Below are 16,947 nucleotides of genomic sequence, written 5' to 3' on the forward strand. Positions count from 1 at the left end.
TGTGAGGCGTTGAGCTAACCAATACTAATTGCCCGTGAGGCTTGACCATATAACACCCAAGCAATTTAGTGACTCGACAGAGCGCCAGATTGCGGTGTGTGAAGACGAAGTACACCGAAAGTTCGGAAAAAAACACACAAATCTATCACCTACCCAATTTGCTGAAGCGAGGCCAACAGGCCACGACTCAGTACCCGAATTTCTTGACGACCATAGAGCATTGGAACCACCTGATCCCATCCCGAACTCAGCAGTGAAACGATGCATCGCCGATGGTAGTGTGGGGTTTCCCCATGTGAGAGTAGGTCATCGTCAAGATTAAATTCCGAAACCCCTATCTGCGACCGCAGGTAGGGGTTTTGTTTTGTCTGCGAGAAAGTTCGCGAGCAACCTGACTAGCTTGCTCGCGCTAGCTTCCACTGCCTGGCCAGACGCACATAGACAATCACATTGATCAGCAATACCAGGCAGCCCAGCCATAGCTGTATCGCCGGAGTTAGTCCGGCCGGGTATATCAACGGCCATACATAATGCTCAATGAAACTGTCACCGTAACCGTCCTGTCCGGCGGTTTGGCGCAAAAAGTTTTCCCAGCGGGTCAGCGGGCAGGTCAACTGGAAGACTTCGACTACCACGCCCCACACGACTGCGGGCAGGTGCCACCAGATCAAGTGTCGCCATTTGAGCGCCAGCAGTCCGCCGAAGAGCACGAACAGTATGAACAGCAGATGAAATAGCACCAGCCCGTCGGCGGCGATTCGGTAAACCATGACGACTCCGTCTTCTAACGTATTTCCATAGCATCCGGGTATGCGGTTTTGCTGAAGTGAGACTGCTCGACGTCAGCAAAACCTTACGTTCCCATCGTGATTCTTTGTCCTTCCTTGCGCCACCTATACTCAAAATACAGTGGTTGGAAATGCTGGCTGTTCCATGCGGACAGCGGATAGGCTAGCGCTGTCGTGTCATTTCTCGGGGGACTGCGATCTTGAATCTGCGTTTCCTGCTCGTTGTCTTGCTGGTGGTGTTGGCAGGGTGTGCCACAGTACATCGCGCCTCCGAGCCGACTGCGCCGGTTGTGATCCCGGAAGCGACCTGGCAGCAGATTGATAAAGATATAGACACCGCTTCATTGGCCTCCAAAGGGGTAGTCAAACGCTACACACGTGGCGCCATGGAGCGCTGGAGAGAGATGGTCTACCAGCGCACCGAGACAGACTTCATCCCGTGGTTTACCAACTATTGGACCCAGCAATGGCTGTCTGCGAAGGTCGGTTGGTACAAGATGAGCAGCGGGGGAGAGGTCGATCCTGTGGTAAACCGGCTAACGGTCTACCTGCAGGAGCAATACCATGAGCGCGTTCTGGATCCCGTCGCCAAGGTCACCGATCCCAACGCGATCATGGTCGACGCAATTGCCCTCTATTTACAGACCCTCGACGCGCATCTCGTGGAGATCCAGCAGCACTACAGTGCGCCTCAAGATCAATTCGACCGTCGACTCAACGACATTCCGGCCATTGCGCTGGCACCTCCCCCCGCACGCAACGCTTCGCTCTATCAAATTGCTCACGCCGAACCAGTTACCAATCTGCCAGCCTACCAGGCCTTGATCGAACGAGTCCGCAGCGCCAACAGCGGTGCGGGAGCCGGGTTATCGGATGCCGGTATATCGTCGGTGGCCAAGCGAGCCGGTGAAAAACTCGAAGCCCAGATTGCCACCCGTAGTGCCGCCAGTGCTGTTGCCGCGGCAGTTGGCCGAGTGGCGGGGGCAGTGATTTCCGTTGTATCGGCGAGTATTGGTGCCGTCTCGAACGAGCATGATCGACCGGCGACGGAAGTGCAGCTACGCAAAAGCCTGGGCGACGCGTTCGACAAGGCGTGGCTTGGATTGATGGAGAACGAGGCCAATGGGGTAATGGCGGGGGTCTATTACATATCGGGACAGATAGAAGGCAGTCTCGCTAAAAACTTACCGGTCGTGCCCGAACCTGCACCTCTAGAGTCTCCTCTGCAAGGCGGTCAGGCGCTTCAGCAGGAAAATAGCCCGCCTTCTACTCAGCAGACGGACATCCATTGAGGGGCGCGCTGGCCATTTTACTGATCAGGCTGGCCAGTCGTTTTACGTTGTTCTGATGAGCTCCCACCAGATCATCAATGGTTGGGCCCGCCGGTGTTTGCAGCGTTGTACGGCAGGTCAGCGGTGCGCTGCTTGCATCAGTTCCCGCAGTTTTCAGGCGCCATTTCACATCGACGAGTGCGTAGTGACCGGGAACAGAATCAAAGCGCTGCACATCGACCCGCAGCGATACTTTGCGCTGAGACGCCGTGCCGGACAACTGATCGACCAGGGCACTTTTCAACTCGTCGGACAGACTCGCCCCCCACCATTCGGTTTCCAGAATTGCCAGGCCACTGTTGCCTTGGCGAATGACGATTTGCGGGCGGTCGACCTGAGGTGGCACGGTGACCCGCTCAATCTGGATATCTGCGCCGCCCCGCGAGCCCGTGGCCGGCTGGGCTGGGGTCAAGGTGTGGTAATGAATCGGATCACTGCGGCACGCAGCGAGCAGCACCGCCAGACTGAGTAACGAAACTTTCAGCGATAAAGGCATGGGCGTGCTCCAGGGATCAGTTGCTCGAAGACGGTTGCAGGTTCAGTACAGGAAGACCTTTGGGCCGCCCGCGCAGTAAGGATTCCGGGTGCTGGGTCAGGTAGTCCGACAACTCACGCAGCGAGCGTGACACGCGCCCGAGTTCGTCCAGGGTTTCGCTCAGTTGTTCACGTTGTGGCGAGTCTTCGGCGAGGGTGGAGCTGGCCGATTGCAGGGTTTTGCTCATGTCCTGCAAGGTGTTCTGTACGCCCGGCAGTGTCTTGCTGTTGAACTGCTTGAGGCCACTGCGCAGTTCCGTCAGATTGTTATCCAGGTTGTTGGCGATGCGCTCGATCGGCAGTTTGTTGATCTTGTCGACCATCGCCTGGAGCTGCTCTTGCAACTGTTCGAGGCTGGCGGGAACGGTGGGTATCCTGACCGGCCGGGCGTTGGGATCGAAGGTGACTTTTTCGGCTTTGGGGAAGAAGTCCAGCGCAATGTACAACTGCCCGGTCAACAAGTTGCCACTGCGGGCCTGAGCGCGCAAACCACGCTCGACAAACGTGCCCATGAGCCGGATGGCAGCCTGTTCGTCGTCGGGGTTGTGGTTCAAGGCCTTGAGCATCTTGATATGGGCCTGCCCCAAGCGTTGCGGGTAGAACACTATGCCCACATTGATAGGAAAGCTGCGGGTCTTCTCGTCGAAATCCAGATTTATCGAGACCACCTTGCCGATTTCCAGTCCCCGGAATTCCACGGGGGCATCCACCTTCAACCCGCGCAACTCCTGATCGAAACGCAGCGACAGGAATTGCGCCTTGCCATTAGGTGGGGCGAGGGCGGTCTGTTGATTGTCGAACAGCTCGAAGTTCTTGTCTTCGGCGGCTGGTTGATCGTTGGGGCTGTAGTCTGGAGCACGGAAGGTAATACCGCCTACCAGCAAGGCTGACAGTGACTCGGTTTTAAACGCAAAGCCATTGGCGCCGACATCGATGGCGATACCGCTGACGTTCCAGAAACGAGTGTTTTCGGTGACATGGGCATCATTCGGCGCCTTGACGAAGACTCGGATATCCACACCCTTGCCCTCTGAATCCAGGGCATAGGCGACCACCTGGCCGACCGGAATCTTGCGGTAATAAACAGGAGAGCCAATATCCAGTGAACCGAGATCTTGAGTGTGCAACATGAACTGCTTGCCCGGTTCGCCAAGGGTGAGGGGTGGCGGGGCCTCCAGGCCGATGAACGTTTTGGCGCGGGCATCGGCGTTGCCGGCGTCGGCGCCAACAAAGGCGCCCGAGAGCAAGGTGTCAATTCCAGACACGCCACCGGCACCAATGCGTGGCCGCACGACCCAGTACTTCGAGTCTTCGCGAGTGAAGGATTCAGCCTGTTTAACGAGTTTTACCGTTGCATTGACGCTCTTCTGATCGTCGCTCAATTCGACGTCGGAGACATGACCGATCACCACGTTGCGGTACCTGACCTCGGTCTTGTTGGCCGTCAGACCTTCGCCGGTCTTGAAGTTGAGGGTAATGGTCGGCCCTTGTTGCAACACGTTGTGCACCACCAGGGAAATCCCGACCAGCACCGCGACAATCGGCACGATCCATACCAGCGAAACACTCCAGCGCCGAGTCTTGATGTCGGCATGGCCAGGCACTGGCTGCCCCTCAGTGGCTTGCGACTTCATCCATGACCTCCTCGGATTTTCGGTTTTCCCAAATCAGGCGAGGGTCGAAACTCATCGCCGACAACATGGTGAACACCACCACCAGGCCAAAGAACAGAATCCCCGGTCGGGGTTCGATATCGCCCAGCGCCTGGAACTTCACCAGTGCCGCTACCAGCGCGACGACAATCACATCGAGCATCGACCAGTAGCCGATCAGCTCGACGAAACGGTAGAGTTTTGAGCGCTCTCTACGAGCCCAGAGGCTGCGGCGTTGTGCGGTGATCAGCAGCAGCGAGAGGGCAACGAACTTGATGCCCGGCACCGCGATACTGGCGACGAAAATGATCAGTGCAATGTCCCAGGCACCATGCTCCCAGAACTCCAGCACGCCGCTGATGATGGTGCTGTCGGAGCCACTGCCGAACATGCTGGTGTTCATCACCGGCAACACGTTGGCCGGAACATAGAACACCAGTGCAGCCAGCAGGTAGGCCCAGGTCCGGGTCAGTGAGTTGGCTTTGCGCACATGCAGTGGTGCGCCGCATCGCTCGCACTCGTGGGGATGGTCGGTCATGTCGCAGGCGTTGCCGCAGCTATGGCACAGGCAAAGGTTGAGATCGCGGGCCTCGGGTGCGCTGTTCATAGGCTGTCCCACAGGTCGCGAATATCGCGGCCGGCAATCCGGATCAGCAGCAGACTCAGCGCGGCGAGGGCGAACAGGCCGATGCCTGGCAGTACATCAAGCAGGCCCGCGAGTTTGAATACCGCGACCATCGCCCCCAGCAGGCAGACCTCGAGCATGCTCCAGGGCCTGAGGGTTTCCATCCAGCGCATGCACAGCTTGAACGCCGGCGAACGTTTGGCTGCAAGGGCGAAACTCAAGACCCAGATCAACAACAGCAGTTGAATGATCGGCGCGATGATCATGGCGATAGCTGCGACCATGGCAATAAAGGTGATCGGCCCCTGGCTGAGCGCCAGCACCGAGTCCCATAAGGTGGCACTGTTCTTCAGGCCTTGCAGGCTGATACTCATCACCGGATAGAAATTGGCGAACATCCACAGCACGGCGGCGGTCAAACTCAAGGCCAGACGTTGTTCCACCGACAATCCGTTGTAGCGCTGAAGTACTCCACCACAACGCGGGCACAGGGCGGTTTGATGTTTTGCGAGCGCGACTTTTTCATACACGCAATCGCAATGTTCACAGATGATCAAATGATCAGTCCTGGTCATGGTTCGCGCTCAAGGGAAGTCGGAAGCTGCAGGCAGTTAAATGAATATAGAAGTGCCTCGCGATAGAGCAAATTTAAAGTGCAGGGCTTGAGACGATACTGGAGAGAACGGTAGCGGTTCATGGACTTCACAACGAAAAACTGCGCGTTCCTGATGATCAAGAACGCGCAGTCAACGTTATGGACTGATGGGCGAGGGGCGCTATTCGCCGCGAATGTACTGCTCCAGTTGCTGGATCAACTCGGCCTGCTCGGCAATGGCTTCCTTGACCAGGTCGCCGATGGACAGCAAGCCCAGCAGTTGGCCGTTTTCCACCACCGGCAAATGACGCAGGTGCTTGTCGGTCATGATGTTCATGCAGGTTTGCACGGATTGATGGGAGTCCACCGTGATCACCGGCGAGTTCATGATGTCGCTGACGGGCGTACCGACCGAGGAACGGCCTTTGAGCACCAGTTTGCGCGCATAGTCGCGTTCACTGATCACGCCAACGATTCGACCGTCTTCGAGTACCGGCAATGCACCGACGTTTTTTGCAGCCATGACCATCAGGGCTTCCAGCACCATCTGATGCGAGTTGATGGTATGAACCTGCTGGTTCTGTTCAGCCTTTAGCTTGAGCAGTTGCGCGACGGTCTTCATGAGGGCCTCTCCGGTGTTGTATTTATTAGGCGTCGCCAGCGCGCTGACGCCTATACAGAATCATAGACGCACGCCAACAGAGCAAGAGGGTAAAGCGGCATTCAGGAGTTCTATAAGCGTCATGGAAGGGGGTTTCAGCTATCGATGGTGCTGTTTCGCTCTTGGCGCGAGAGTGACCGCGCTCCTGGCAGTCGCTGACAACCCGGGCGGGTTATCAGCGTCCTGACACGCTCACTTAGCAGTAGCGATCGATCACGCACACATCGGACTGATTCTGTGCGCTCCTCCACGCCTGATTCAGAGTTTCAAGAACACGTCCGACATAGTCCTTGTCGGCGGCGGCTTTCTTGCCAACATAACCCTGGCCGCGACGGTACATCTTCAGTCGGGCGCGCAAGTCACGTGTGTTCTTTTCGAACTCATCTTCATGGGCGTGGGGCGACAGGCAGTCGATATGCACCTGGCCAGACTCGGCAATCCACAGGATATGGCTGTCATGGCTGTCTTTGTGCGCTGCGAACATCCGAGCCAGTTCATCAATAGTCGGTTGATTGTTCAGATTCATTTGTATGCCCCTTGACCAGTGTTTGATCTGTCTAGTTGATTCGCTAATTCACTTCTCTACGTCGGTAAGTTGATATCTGGTACCGAAACCAGGGCGACAGTGGGTGTCTGCCGAATATCGGCAGGGCCTTGAGCAGGATGCATGTAGTCTTGCCGAGAAACTGCTACGCACTTGCGGCACAGCGGGGAGAAGCAGCGATTGCCTGGATGTTGCTACCGACATAAACCAGTCGGCCACAAGCATCTTGAGGATTGATCGCCAGCGCTTCTCGTCCTTGTACTGGACGCGCATGCCAGGTCAGCTTCATCAATCTGCCTTGTGGGCAGTACACATCCGGGAACAGCTCGGCGGTCAGTCGAGCTTTTTCACAACACTTTTGCCAATGCTCCCGATCGGGGAGACGTCCGCATCATGCAAGGGGAAAAACAACTCGTCAACGGTTTTGTAGTGAATATTTTAAATCACTACATAAAACGCTTTGGCGCCTGCAGGGTCGGCCTAGAGCCTTGTCCTACAATCACTTGCGGGATAAACGCAAAGGCAGCCGTGAGCACCGATGACGCGTAGAATCACCCTGTGAAATAGTCTTCGAGGTTGCAGTGGTGGATTTACAGCAGGGCTTCGTCTTGACCCGGCATTGGCGCGACACCCCGGCCGGCACGCAAGTCGAGTTCTGGTTGGCGACCGATCAAGGCCCAAGGCTTGTCCGGCTGCCGGTTCAGCCGTCGGTGGCGTTCGTTCCCGAGCAGCAGCGCGAGCAGGCCGAGTTGCTGTTGCGTGGCGAGCAGGGTGTCGAGTTACGGCCATTGGGGCTACAGGATTTTCAGCATCGACCGGTGTTCGGGCTGTATTGCCAGCAGCACCGCCAGTTGATGCACCTCGACACCCTGTTGCGCAGGGCCGGTGTCGATGTTTTCGAGGCCGACATTCGCCCGCCGGAACGCTACCTGATGGAGCGCTTCATCACCGCTCCGGTGTCGTTCACTGGAACGGCAGATGACTCCGGCCTATTGCTCGACGCCCATCTCAAACCTGCGCCGGACTATCGTCCGCGTCTGAAACTGGTTTCGCTGGATATCGAAACCACCGAGCAGGGCGAGTTGTATTCGATTGCACTCGAGGGCTGTGGTCAGCGCCAGGTCTACATGCTCGGGGCGCCAAATGGCGATGACTCGCGGGTGGATTTTGCGCTCGAGTACTGCGACTCCCGGACCCTGTTGCTGAAAAAACTCAACGAGTGGTTTGCGCTCCATGACCCCGACGCAATCATCGGCTGGAACCTGGTGCAGTTCGACTTGCGCGTGCTGCACGAGCATGCCCGGCGCCTGGCGGTGCCGCTGCGCCTTGGGCGCGGTGGCGAGGAAATGCAGTGGCGCGAACACGGTTCGGGCAACAATCACTTCTTTGCCGCAGCGGCTGGCCGGCTGATCATCGATGGCATCGAGTCGCTGCGTTCGGCAACCTGGAGTTTTCCCTCGTTCAGTCTGGAAAACGTCGCGCAGACCTTGCTGGGCGAAGGCAAATCGATCGACAACCCGTACCAGCGCATGGACGAAATCAACCGCATGTTCGCCGAGGACAAGCCCGCACTGGCGCGATACAACCTCAAGGACTGCGAGCTGGTGACGCGAATCTTCGCCAAGACCGAACTGCTGACCTTCTTGCTCGAGCGCGCCAGCGTCACCGGTTTGCCAGCGGATCGCAGCGGCGGCTCGGTGGCGGCGTTCACTCATCTCTACATGCCGTTGATGCATCGCCAGGGTTTTGTTGCACCGAACCTTGGCGAGCGTCCGCCACAGGCCAGTCCCGGTGGTTTTGTCATGGACTCGCAACCGGGGCTGTACGAATCGGTGCTGGTGCTCGACTACAAGAGTCTGTACCCGTCGATCATCCGTACCTTTTTGATCGACCCGGTTGGGTTGGTGGAAGGCCTGCGCCACCCTGATGACAGCGAGTCGGTGCCGGGTTTCCGTGGTGCACGCTTCTCGCGGACGCGGCATTGCCTGCCAGCGATTGTCGCCCGTGTATCGGAGGGGCGGGAAGTTGCCAAGCGCGAGCACAACGCGCCGCTTTCCCAGGCCTTGAAGATCATCATGAACGCGTTTTACGGTGTGCTCGGTTCCAGCGGTTGTCGGTTTTTCGATACGCGCCTGGCATCATCGATCACCTTGCGCGGGCACGAGATCATGCTCAGGACTCGTCAACTGATCGAGGCCCAAGGGCATGTGGTGATTTATGGTGACACCGACTCTACTTTTGTCTGGCTGCGGCGAGCCCACGGTCAGGAAGAAGCGGCGCAGATCGGCCGGGCGCTGGTGGCGCACGTCAACCAATGGTGGCGTGACCATCTGCTGAAGGAGTTCGGGTTGCACAGCGTACTCGAACTGCAATTCGAAACGCACTATCGGCGCTTTCTGATGCCGACCATTCGCGGCGCCGAGGAGGGCAGCAAGAAGCGCTATGCCGGGCTGGTGACGCGCGCCGACGGTACTGACGAAATGGTCTACAAAGGCCTGGAAACCGTGCGCACCGACTGGTCGCCGCTGGCTCGGCAATTTCAACAGGAACTCTACCTGCGAATCTTTCACCGTCGGCTTTATCAGGATTATGTTCGCGAGTTCGTGCGCGCGACATTGGCCGGTGAGCACGATGACTTGCTGATCTATCGCAAGCGCCTGCGCCGTCCATTGGACGACTATCAACGCAATGTACCGCCCCATGTGCGCGCCGCGCGCCTCGCCGACGAATACAACGATCGACAAGGCCGGCCACGCCAGTATCAGAGCGGTGGCTGGATCAGTTACGTGATCACGGTGGCGGGGCCCGAACCGCTGGAAACCCGAAACGCGCCGATTGACTATGACCATTACGTCAGTCGCCAGTTGCAACCGGTGGCCGACGCGATCCTACCATTTGTCGACGACGATTTCGGCACGCTGATTGGCGGGCAATTGGGGTTGTTCTAAGCCTCAGACCATCGCCAGCCGATGCTTGCGGGTGGGGGCGCGAAACGCTCGATCAAGCGCCTGAAGATCTTCAGCATCGAGCTTCAATTCGCCAGCGGCGGCGTTCAATCGTACGTGCTCAGGATGTACGGCTTTGGGGATGGCAATCACGCCATCCTGACGCAGCAGCCAGGCCAGTGACACCTGGGCCGCAGTGACGTTATGGCGTGCGGCGATCTGCTTGAGTGCCGGCTCGACCAAGAGGCTCCCGGCCTGGGCAATCGGACAATAAGCCATCAACGGCATGCGCTGTTGCTGGCACCAGGGCAGCAGGTCGAATTCGATGCCGCGCTCCTCGAGGTTGTAGAGCACCTGATTGGTCGCGCAGGCCTCAGAGGCCAATTCGTGCAGGTCCGCCACATCGAAATTGGACACGCCCCAACGGCCAATCTTGCCATCGTCGCGCAGGCGTTCGAAGGCTTCGACGGTTTCTTCCAGCGGAAATTGCCCACGCCAGTGCAGTAAATACAGATCGATGTAGTCGGTGCCCAAACGGCGCAAACTGCGTTCGCAGGCTTGGGGAATACCCCGATGGCTGGCGTTGTGCGGATAGACCTTGCTGACTAGAAACACCTGATCACGAACACCGGCAATGGCTTCGCCAACCACTTCCTCTGCACCACCCTCGGCATACATCTCTGCGGTGTCGATCAGCGTCATTCCCAACTCGATGCCGGTGCGCAATGCGGCGATTTCACGGGTTCGTTGTTGTGGGTCTTCACCCATGTGCCAGGTTCCCTGACCAATCACAGGGACGGGTACGCCGGCCAGTTCGAGCGTTCGCATGACAACCTCCAGACGAGACTTGATGAATAGAAATTGGGCCGCAGCGAAACCAGGAGGTTCTATCGCACACTCGACGCAATCCATTGCATATATTTAAAAGGAATAAATATCTAGTTATTTATTCCTTTGTTTGGTGTTCGATCAGGTGCATTTTAGGGGCTCGCACAGCAGTGCTCACGTAGCCCAACTCGACAGGAAGCGTAGTCATGACCATCAAAGCGATCAACGTCCGCAATCAGTTCAAAGGCATCGTCAAGGAAATCCTGGAAGGGCCGGTGGTCTCTGAAGTCGATGTGCAAACCGCCTCCGGGATTGTTACCTCGGTGATCACCACACGCTCGATTCGCGATCTCGAATTGGTGGTGGGCAGCGAAGTCATCGCCTTCGTCAAATCCACCGAGGTGTCGATCGCCAAGCTCTGACACGGGTGTAACAGCTCGATGTTCCGTGCGCCGGGCAAATCATGGGGGCAATCTGAAAAGCAAAAAGGGCGCCCGAGGGCGCCCAAAATCACCTTAACCGAGGAGCCAGGTGAGGCCGTTCGTGTAACTGCAGCGGTGGTAAGGCGCTGCGTGAACGGAATTGCGCGGTGCGCCCAAGGGCGCGCCGTTGTCTATTCAGTGCAGTCGTGGTGAAACGCGACGGCGTTAAGCCGTCGCAGCGATCGGTTGGGTAACAGGTCGTTGTGAAGCAGGTTGTTTCCAGGATTCGCTCGCGGTCTGATCCATGGCTTCCTGGATCGCACGTTTACGATTGGCTTCGGCTTTGCGACTGAAGTACCAGACCATGAACGTGACGATCGACACCGCCAACAGAATCAGGCTGGCCACGGCGTTGATCTCGGGCTTCACGCCCAGACGCACGGCGGAGAACACTTCCATCGGCAGGGTGGTCGAACCTGGGCCGGAGACGAAGCTCGCCAGTACCAGATCGTCCAGCGACAGGGCGAACGACATCATGCCGCCGGCGGCCAGCGATGGCGCGATCATTGGAATGGTGATCAGGAAGAACACCTTCAATGGCCGCGCACCGAGGTCCATGGCCGCCTCTTCAATGGACAGGTCCAGCTCACGCAGACGCGCCGACACCACCACCGCCACATAGGCGGCGCAGAACGTAGTGTGGGCGATCCAGATGGTGACGATGCCACGTTCCTGCGGCCAGCCAATCATCTGCGCCATGGCCACGAACAGCAGCAACAGCGACAGACCGGTGATCACTTCCGGCATCACCAATGGTGCGGTGACCAGGCCGCCGAACAGCGTGCGGCCCTTGAAGCGGGTCACGCGGGTCAGCACGAAAGCGGCCAGGGTGCCCAGCGCTACGGCGGCAATCGAGGTGTAGCAGGCTATTTCCAGCGAGCGCACCACCGAGCCCATCAGTTGGGTGTTGTCCAGCAGGCCGACGTACCACTTCACCGACCAGCCGCCCCAGACCGTCACCAGTTTGGAGGCGTTGAACGAGTAGATCACCAGGATCAGCATCGGCATGTAGATGAACAGCAGGCCGAACACCAGCATCATTCTTGAAAAACCGAAACGGTTCATGCCCGTCCCTCCATCTCTTTGGCTTGGCTGCGGTTGAACAGGATGATCGGCACAATCAGGATTGCCAGCATCACCACCGCCAAGGCAGACGCCACCGGCCAGTCGCGGTTGTTGAAGAATTCCTGCCACAGCACGCGACCGATCATCAGGGTTTCCGGGCCACCCAGCAGTTCCGGAATCACAAACTCACCCACTATCGGAATGAACACCAGCATGCAGCCTGCGATGATGCCGTTCTTGGCCAGCGGTACGGTGATCTTCCAGAAGTTGTTGAAGTTGCTTGAGCCCAGGTCCGATGCGGCTTCCAGCAGACTCTGGTCATGCTTGACCAGGTTGGCGTACAGCGGCAGCACCATGAACGGCAGGTAGGCATACACCACGCCGATGTAGACCGCGGTGTTGGTGTTGAGGATTTCAACCGGCTCTGAAATCAGCCCGGTCCAGAGCAGGAACGCATTGAGCAGACCGTTGTTGCTGAGAATGCCCATCCACGCATACACACGGATCAGGATCGCCGTCCAGGTCGGCATCATGATCAGCAGCAGCAACACGTTCTGCGCTTCCTTGCTGGCCTTGGAAATCGCGTAGGCCATCGGGAAGCCGATCACCAGGCACATGGCCGTGCTGAGGGCGGCCATTTTCAAGGAGCCCAGATAAGCCGAGATGTACAGCTCATCGTCGCCCAGCATGGCGTAGTTGCCGAGGTTCAACAGCAGCTGAAATTTCTGCTCGGCGAAGCTGTAGATCTCGGAGTAGGGTGGAATGGCCAGGGCTGCTTCGGAAAAACTGATCTTCATCACCAGGAAAAACGGCAGCATGAAGAACAGGCACAGCCACAGGAATGGAATACCGATCACGACTTTACGGCCGCTCGGCAAAAACCGCTGAAACTGCTGAGTGAGAGTGTTCATGCGCGCAGTACCACGCCGCTATCGTCTTCCCACCAGACGTAGACCTGGTCGTCCCACGTTGGGCGTGTGCCACGGCGTTCGGCGTTGGCCATGAACGACTGCACGACCTTGCCGCCAGGCAGCTCCACGTAAAACACCGAGTGCCCGCCGAGGTAAGCGATGTCATGCACTTTGCCCTGGGACCAGTTGTAACGGGTCTCGGGTTTGACGGTGCTGACCAGTAATTTTTCCGGGCGGATGGCGTAGGTGATCGACTTGTCCTGCACCGACGTACTCACGCCGTGACCGACGTAGATCTTCTGTTCCAGATCCGGGCTGTGAATGATCGCGTGACCTTCCAGATCTTCCACAACGGTGCCGTTGAAGGAGTTCACGTTGCCGATGAACTCGCAGACCATGCGGCTGACCGGCGCTTCATAGATGTCGACCGGGCTGCCGATCTGGGCGATCCAGCCCAGGTGCATGATTGCGATGCGCTCGGCCATGGTCATGGCCTCTTCCTGATCGTGGGTCACCATGACGCAGGTCACGCCGACGCGCTCGATGATTTGCACCAGTTCGAGTTGCATCTGCGAGCGCAGCTTTTTATCCAGTGCGCCCATCGGTTCGTCGAGCAGCAGCAGTTTCGGCCGTTTGGCCAGCGAGCGGGCCAGTGCAACACGCTGGCGTTGACCGCCAGAGAGTTGGTGCGGCTTGCGCTTGGCGTACTGGGTCATGTGAACCAGCTTGAGCATTTCTTCGACGCGGGCTTCGATTTCACTGGCGGGCAAACGGTCCTGCTTGAGACCGAAGGCAATGTTCTGTGCCACGGTCATGTGCGGGAACAGGGCGTAGGACTGGAACATCATGTTGATCGGCCGCTCGTACGGCGGCATATCGGTGATGTCTACGCCATCGAGGTAGATGCGCCCTTCGGTCGGTCGCTCAAAGCCTGCCAGCATGCGCAGGAGTGTCGATTTGCCGGAGCCCGAACCGCCCAGCATGGCGAAGATTTCGCCTTGGTAGATGTCCAGGGATACATCGTCTACGGCAACGGTTTCGTCAAACTTCTTGGTTACGCGGTCGACTCTCACCAGAACCTTCTTGGGTTGCTGATTACCTTCTAGAGCCTTCCTGTAAATGCTGGAGGCGATTGCCATGTGAAACTCCCAACAGGTGTCAGTCGTCGGGCCAATGCGGCCTGACTTAATAGTTGATTGCGAACCCGCACCGGGTACGGGCCTTGTGGGAGCCGAGCTTGCTCGCGATGAGGCCCTGACAGTCGACATCAATGCTGACTGTCAGGCCGCCATCGCGAGCAAGCTCGGCTCCTACAGGGTTACCCGCGTCGGTCGGGCTAATTCGGCGCCGCCGTCCTGGCTGCCTGGTCGTACTTGTTGTTATTGCGGTTTGTAGTTTTCGTGAGTCACGGATGCGCGAGGGCGCACCCGCCCGACTCACGGGGGCAGTAAATTGATTAATCGAGTGTTAAGTCAGCGCGTATTACGCAGCGCCGCCCGTTGTCGGCACGCGTCGCCGAACGCCTGGAAAATACTCAAGTAGGGAGGGTTGGCCAGGACCTGCCATTCCGGGTGCCATTGCACGCCGAGGGCGAAGGCCTTGCTGTGTTCGACGGAGATCGCCTCGATCAGGCCATCGGGTGCGATGGCCTCGGCGCGCAGGCCGGGGGCAAGTCGGTCGATGCCTTGGCTGTGAATCGAATTGACCTGGAACACCGGCGGCAATGCCAGCGCCTGGAACACACCGCCCGGTTGCACGTTGACCGCATGAGCCGGTGCGTACTGCATCGCCAGATCCGGATGATCCGCTTCCCGGTGATCAAGCATGCCGGGTAGTTCGTGGACCTTCTGATGAAGGCTGCCACCGAACGCCACATTCATTTCCTGAAAACCGCGGCAGATACCGAGCACCGGAATGCCGGCGGCAATCGCTGCACGTAATAAGGGAAGGGTGGTGCTGTCCCGGGCAGGATCGTGATCCGTGCCGGGTGCGCTGGCGGGGCCTTGATAGTGGAAGGGTTCCACATTCGACGGCGAGCCGGTCAGCAGCAAACCGTCGAGATGCGCGAGCACCTCATCAATCTCGGTCAGATCGCCTAAGGAAGGAATGACCACCGGCAACCCCAAAGCCGCGACACTGACAGCACGCAAGTACTTGTCGCCGCTGACGTGGTAGGGGTGCAGGCCAATCTGTTTGACGCACGCAGTAACGCCGATCAATGGCTTGAGTGCCATTTTTATCACCTCGAAGTTTCACACTTGAACGAGCTTTTCCGGAGCTTAGCCTCGTTGATTTTAATTAACAACTCTCATGTAAAAAATTCTCAACGCCGTACGTCCGATGTTCAGGATTTTTGCTCGCTCAAAAGCTTATTTGGCACTCTCGCGCCCTGAAAAGGCCCAAAAAATAACGTTGAAAGGTCGAGTGTTCGCTATTGACTTCACTTTGCCTTTCGGATTGACTGGGCTCGTGAAAGTGCGGTGAACATAATAATTAACAGCTAATAGGTGCATCATGTCGGTCCCTCTGCGTGCCGTTCAACTCAACGAAGCAAACGCATTCCTTAAGAAATATCCTGAGGTTTTGTACGTCGACCTTCTGATTGCGGATATGAACGGTGTGGTGCGCGGCAAGCGCATCGAGCGCACCAGTCTTCATAAGGTTTACGAAAAAGGCATTAACCTGCCGGCGTCACTGTTCGCTCTGGACATCAACGGTTCCACGGTGGAAAGCACCGGCCTGGGTCTGGACATCGGTGACTCCGACCGAATCTGCTACCCGATTCCCGGCACCCTGAGCATCGAGCCTTGGCAGAAGCGCCCCACCGCGCAACTGTTGATGACCATGCACGAACTCGAAGGCCAGCCATTCTTCGCCGACCCGCGTGAAGTGCTGGCCAATGTGGTGCGCAAGTTCGACGAGATGGGCCTGACCATCTGCGCCGCGTTCGAACTGGAGTTCTACCTGATCGACCAGGACAACGTGAACGGTCGTCCGCAGTCGCCACGTTCGCCGGTGTCCGGCAAGCGTCCGATGTCGACCCAGGTGTACCTGATTGACGACCTCGACGAATACGTCGACTGCCTGCAAGACATCCTCGAAGGCGCGAAAGAGCAGGGCATTCCAGCCGACGCCATCGTCAAGGAAAGTGCGCCGGCGCAGTTCGAAGTGAACCTGCACCACGTCTCCGACCCGATCAAGGCCTGCGACTACGCGGTCCTGCTCAAGCGTCTGGTGAAGAACATCGCCTACGACCATGAGATGGACACCACCTTCATGGCCAAGCCGTATCCGGGCCAGGCGGGCAACGGTCTGCACGTACACATTTCGATTCTCGACAAAGAAGGCAACAACATCTTTGCCAGCGAGGATCCCGAGCAGAACGCCGCATTGCGTCACGCGATCGGCGGTGTGCTCGAGACCCTGCCGGCGCAGATGGCCTTCCTCTGCCCGAACGTCAACTCATACCGTCGTTTCGGTGCACAGTTCTACGTGCCGAACTCGCCGAGCTGGGGCATCGACAACCGCACCGTTGCGGTCCGTGTGCCAACCGGTTCTGCTGACTCCGTGCGCATCGAACACCGCGTTGCCGGCGCCGATGCCAACCCGTACCTGCTGATGGCCTCGGTGCTGGCCGGTATTCACCACGGCCTGACCAACGAAATCGAGCCGGGCCCACCGGTCGAAGGCAACAGCTACGAGCAGAACGAGCAGAGCCTGCCGAACAACCTGCGCGATGCACTGCGCGAGCTGGACGACAGCGAAGTCATGGCCAAGTACATCGACCCGCTGTACATCGACGTGTTCGTGGCGTGCAAGGAAAGCGAGCTGGCCGAGTTCGAGAACTCCATCTCGGACCTTGAGTACAACTGGTACTTGCACACGGTCTGATTGGCTAAAGCCCGTCATTTAAGGTGAAAAACCTGCGAGATTGGTGATGTACACAGAGCATGTGTCCACCGCCAATCCCCTGTGGGAGCGAGCTT

16 protein-coding genes and 1 rRNA gene are annotated in these 16,947 nt (G+C 57.9%); 5 read left to right on the top strand and 12 right to left on the bottom strand.

Annotation, left to right across the window (positions count from 1 at the left end; all coding sequences use genetic code 11):
* Positions 1 to 202: 202 nt before the first annotated feature.
* A 5S ribosomal RNA gene (gene rrf, locus AC1RKH_RS00005) occupies positions 203 to 318 on the top strand.
* Positions 319 to 395: 77 nt separating this feature from the next.
* Here rrf and AC1RKH_RS00010 read toward each other — a convergent pair.
* Positions 396 to 770, bottom strand: a complete 375-nt coding sequence (locus AC1RKH_RS00010) for a DUF2784 domain-containing protein (RefSeq protein WP_493060567.1) — start codon at positions 768 to 770, stop codon at positions 396 to 398.
* Positions 771 to 988: 218 nt separating this feature from the next.
* Here AC1RKH_RS00010 and AC1RKH_RS00015 point away from each other — a divergent pair, with 218 nt between their 5' ends.
* Positions 989 to 2,080 (top strand): hypothetical protein, encoded by a 1,092-nt coding sequence (locus tag AC1RKH_RS00015; RefSeq protein ID WP_493060568.1) that lies wholly within the window; start codon positions 989 to 991, stop codon positions 2,078 to 2,080.
* Here the strand turns inward: AC1RKH_RS00015 and AC1RKH_RS00020 are convergent.
* The 6 genes from AC1RKH_RS00020 to AC1RKH_RS00045 form a co-directional block, all read right to left on the bottom strand.
* Positions 2,055 to 2,615 (bottom strand): PqiC family protein, encoded by a 561-nt coding sequence (locus tag AC1RKH_RS00020; RefSeq protein ID WP_493060569.1) that lies wholly within the window; start codon positions 2,613 to 2,615, stop codon positions 2,055 to 2,057. The genes AC1RKH_RS00015 and AC1RKH_RS00020 overlap by 26 nt on opposite strands.
* Before the next feature lie 16 nt (positions 2,616 to 2,631).
* Positions 2,632 to 4,287 (bottom strand): PqiB family protein, encoded by a 1,656-nt coding sequence (locus AC1RKH_RS00025; RefSeq protein ID WP_493060570.1) that lies wholly within the window; start codon positions 4,285 to 4,287, stop codon positions 2,632 to 2,634.
* Positions 4,268 to 4,912, bottom strand: coding sequence for a paraquat-inducible protein A (locus AC1RKH_RS00030; protein ID WP_493060571.1), 645 nt, complete (start codon positions 4,910 to 4,912; stop codon positions 4,268 to 4,270). The genes AC1RKH_RS00025 and AC1RKH_RS00030 overlap by 20 nt, the downstream gene beginning before the upstream one ends.
* Positions 4,909 to 5,505, bottom strand: a complete 597-nt coding sequence (locus tag AC1RKH_RS00035; protein ID WP_493060572.1) for a paraquat-inducible protein A — start codon at positions 5,503 to 5,505, stop codon at positions 4,909 to 4,911. Before AC1RKH_RS00035 ends, AC1RKH_RS00030 begins: the two co-directional genes overlap by 4 nt.
* Positions 5,506 to 5,706: 201 nt before the next feature.
* Positions 5,707 to 6,147 (bottom strand): CBS domain-containing protein, encoded by a 441-nt coding sequence (locus AC1RKH_RS00040; RefSeq protein WP_071554753.1) that lies wholly within the window; start codon positions 6,145 to 6,147, stop codon positions 5,707 to 5,709.
* Between the two features lie 235 nt (positions 6,148 to 6,382).
* A complete protein-coding gene (locus tag AC1RKH_RS00045) occupies positions 6,383 to 6,712 on the bottom strand; it encodes a hypothetical protein (RefSeq protein WP_493060573.1) in 330 nt (109 codons plus the stop codon).
* Positions 6,713 to 7,314: 602 nt separating this feature from the next.
* On the opposite strand from AC1RKH_RS00045, the gene AC1RKH_RS00050 reads away from it, so the two are divergent.
* Complete coding sequence (locus AC1RKH_RS00050; RefSeq protein WP_493060574.1) at positions 7,315 to 9,678, top strand: DNA polymerase II; 2,364 nt, start codon at positions 7,315 to 7,317, stop codon at positions 9,676 to 9,678.
* A gap of 3 nt (positions 9,679 to 9,681) precedes the next feature.
* Here AC1RKH_RS00050 and AC1RKH_RS00055 read toward each other — a convergent pair whose 3' ends face one another.
* Positions 9,682 to 10,503: an aldo/keto reductase gene (locus tag AC1RKH_RS00055; RefSeq protein ID WP_493060575.1), complete on the bottom strand. Its 822-nt coding sequence runs from the start codon at positions 10,501 to 10,503 to the stop codon at positions 9,682 to 9,684.
* 206 nt (positions 10,504 to 10,709) lie between these two features.
* Between AC1RKH_RS00055 and AC1RKH_RS00060 the strand changes: the two genes are divergently transcribed.
* Positions 10,710 to 10,925, top strand: a complete 216-nt coding sequence (locus AC1RKH_RS00060; protein WP_054598130.1) for a TOBE domain-containing protein — start codon at positions 10,710 to 10,712, stop codon at positions 10,923 to 10,925.
* Positions 10,926 to 11,150: 225 nt separating this feature from the next.
* Here the strand turns inward: AC1RKH_RS00060 and AC1RKH_RS00065 are convergent, their stop codons facing one another.
* The 4 genes from AC1RKH_RS00065 to AC1RKH_RS00080 form a co-directional block, all read right to left on the bottom strand.
* Positions 11,151 to 12,050, bottom strand: coding sequence for an ABC transporter permease subunit (locus tag AC1RKH_RS00065; RefSeq protein ID WP_493060576.1), 900 nt, complete (start codon positions 12,048 to 12,050; stop codon positions 11,151 to 11,153).
* Positions 12,047 to 12,928: an ABC transporter permease subunit gene (locus AC1RKH_RS00070; protein ID WP_493061348.1), complete on the bottom strand. Its 882-nt coding sequence runs from the start codon at positions 12,926 to 12,928 to the stop codon at positions 12,047 to 12,049. The genes AC1RKH_RS00065 and AC1RKH_RS00070 overlap by 4 nt, the downstream gene beginning before the upstream one ends.
* Before the next feature lie 29 nt (positions 12,929 to 12,957).
* Complete coding sequence (gene potA / locus AC1RKH_RS00075; protein WP_493060577.1) at positions 12,958 to 14,100, bottom strand: polyamine ABC transporter ATP-binding protein; 1,143 nt, start codon at positions 14,098 to 14,100, stop codon at positions 12,958 to 12,960.
* A 333-nt stretch (positions 14,101 to 14,433) separates the two neighbouring features.
* Positions 14,434 to 15,195 (bottom strand): gamma-glutamyl-gamma-aminobutyrate hydrolase family protein, encoded by a 762-nt coding sequence (locus tag AC1RKH_RS00080; protein ID WP_493060578.1) that lies wholly within the window; start codon positions 15,193 to 15,195, stop codon positions 14,434 to 14,436.
* A 280-nt stretch (positions 15,196 to 15,475) separates the two neighbouring features.
* On the opposite strand from AC1RKH_RS00080, the gene AC1RKH_RS00085 reads away from it, so the two are divergent.
* Positions 15,476 to 16,852 (top strand): glutamine synthetase family protein, encoded by a 1,377-nt coding sequence (locus AC1RKH_RS00085; protein WP_123427633.1) that lies wholly within the window; start codon positions 15,476 to 15,478, stop codon positions 16,850 to 16,852.
* Positions 16,853 to 16,947 lie beyond the last annotated feature (95 nt).

It is taken from the genome of Pseudomonas sp. GW822-FHT06B12, assembly GCF_058799675.1.

Bases quoted from the DNA above. Each gene is read 5' to 3' on its own strand.
- AC1RKH_RS00010 (WP_493060567.1), bottom strand. From the start codon at position 770: ATGGTTTACCGAATCGCCGCCGACGGGCTGGTGCTATTTCATCTGCTG.
- AC1RKH_RS00020 (WP_493060569.1), bottom strand. From the start codon at position 2,615: ATGCCTTTATCGCTGAAAGTTTCGTTACTCAGTCTGGCGGTGCTGCTC.
- AC1RKH_RS00025 (WP_493060570.1), bottom strand. From the start codon at position 4,287: ATGAAGTCGCAAGCCACTGAGGGGCAGCCAGTGCCTGGCCATGCCGAC.
- AC1RKH_RS00030 (WP_493060571.1), bottom strand. From the start codon at position 4,912: ATGAACAGCGCACCCGAGGCCCGCGATCTCAACCTTTGCCTGTGCCAT.
- AC1RKH_RS00035 (WP_493060572.1), bottom strand. From the start codon at position 5,505: ATGACCAGGACTGATCATTTGATCATCTGTGAACATTGCGATTGCGTG.
- AC1RKH_RS00040 (WP_071554753.1), bottom strand. From the start codon at position 6,147: ATGAAGACCGTCGCGCAACTGCTCAAGCTAAAGGCTGAACAGAACCAG.
- AC1RKH_RS00045 (WP_493060573.1), bottom strand. From the start codon at position 6,712: ATGAATCTGAACAATCAACCGACTATTGATGAACTGGCTCGGATGTTC.
- AC1RKH_RS00055 (WP_493060575.1), bottom strand. From the start codon at position 10,503: ATGCGAACGCTCGAACTGGCCGGCGTACCCGTCCCTGTGATTGGTCAG.
- AC1RKH_RS00060 (WP_054598130.1), top strand. From the start codon at position 10,710: ATGACCATCAAAGCGATCAACGTCCGCAATCAGTTCAAAGGCATCGTC.
- AC1RKH_RS00065 (WP_493060576.1), bottom strand. From the start codon at position 12,050: ATGAACCGTTTCGGTTTTTCAAGAATGATGCTGGTGTTCGGCCTGCTG.
- potA (WP_493060577.1), bottom strand. From the start codon at position 14,100: ATGGCAATCGCCTCCAGCATTTACAGGAAGGCTCTAGAAGGTAATCAG.
- AC1RKH_RS00080 (WP_493060578.1), bottom strand. From the start codon at position 15,195: ATGGCACTCAAGCCATTGATCGGCGTTACTGCGTGCGTCAAACAGATT.
- AC1RKH_RS00085 (WP_123427633.1), top strand. From the start codon at position 15,476: ATGTCGGTCCCTCTGCGTGCCGTTCAACTCAACGAAGCAAACGCATTC.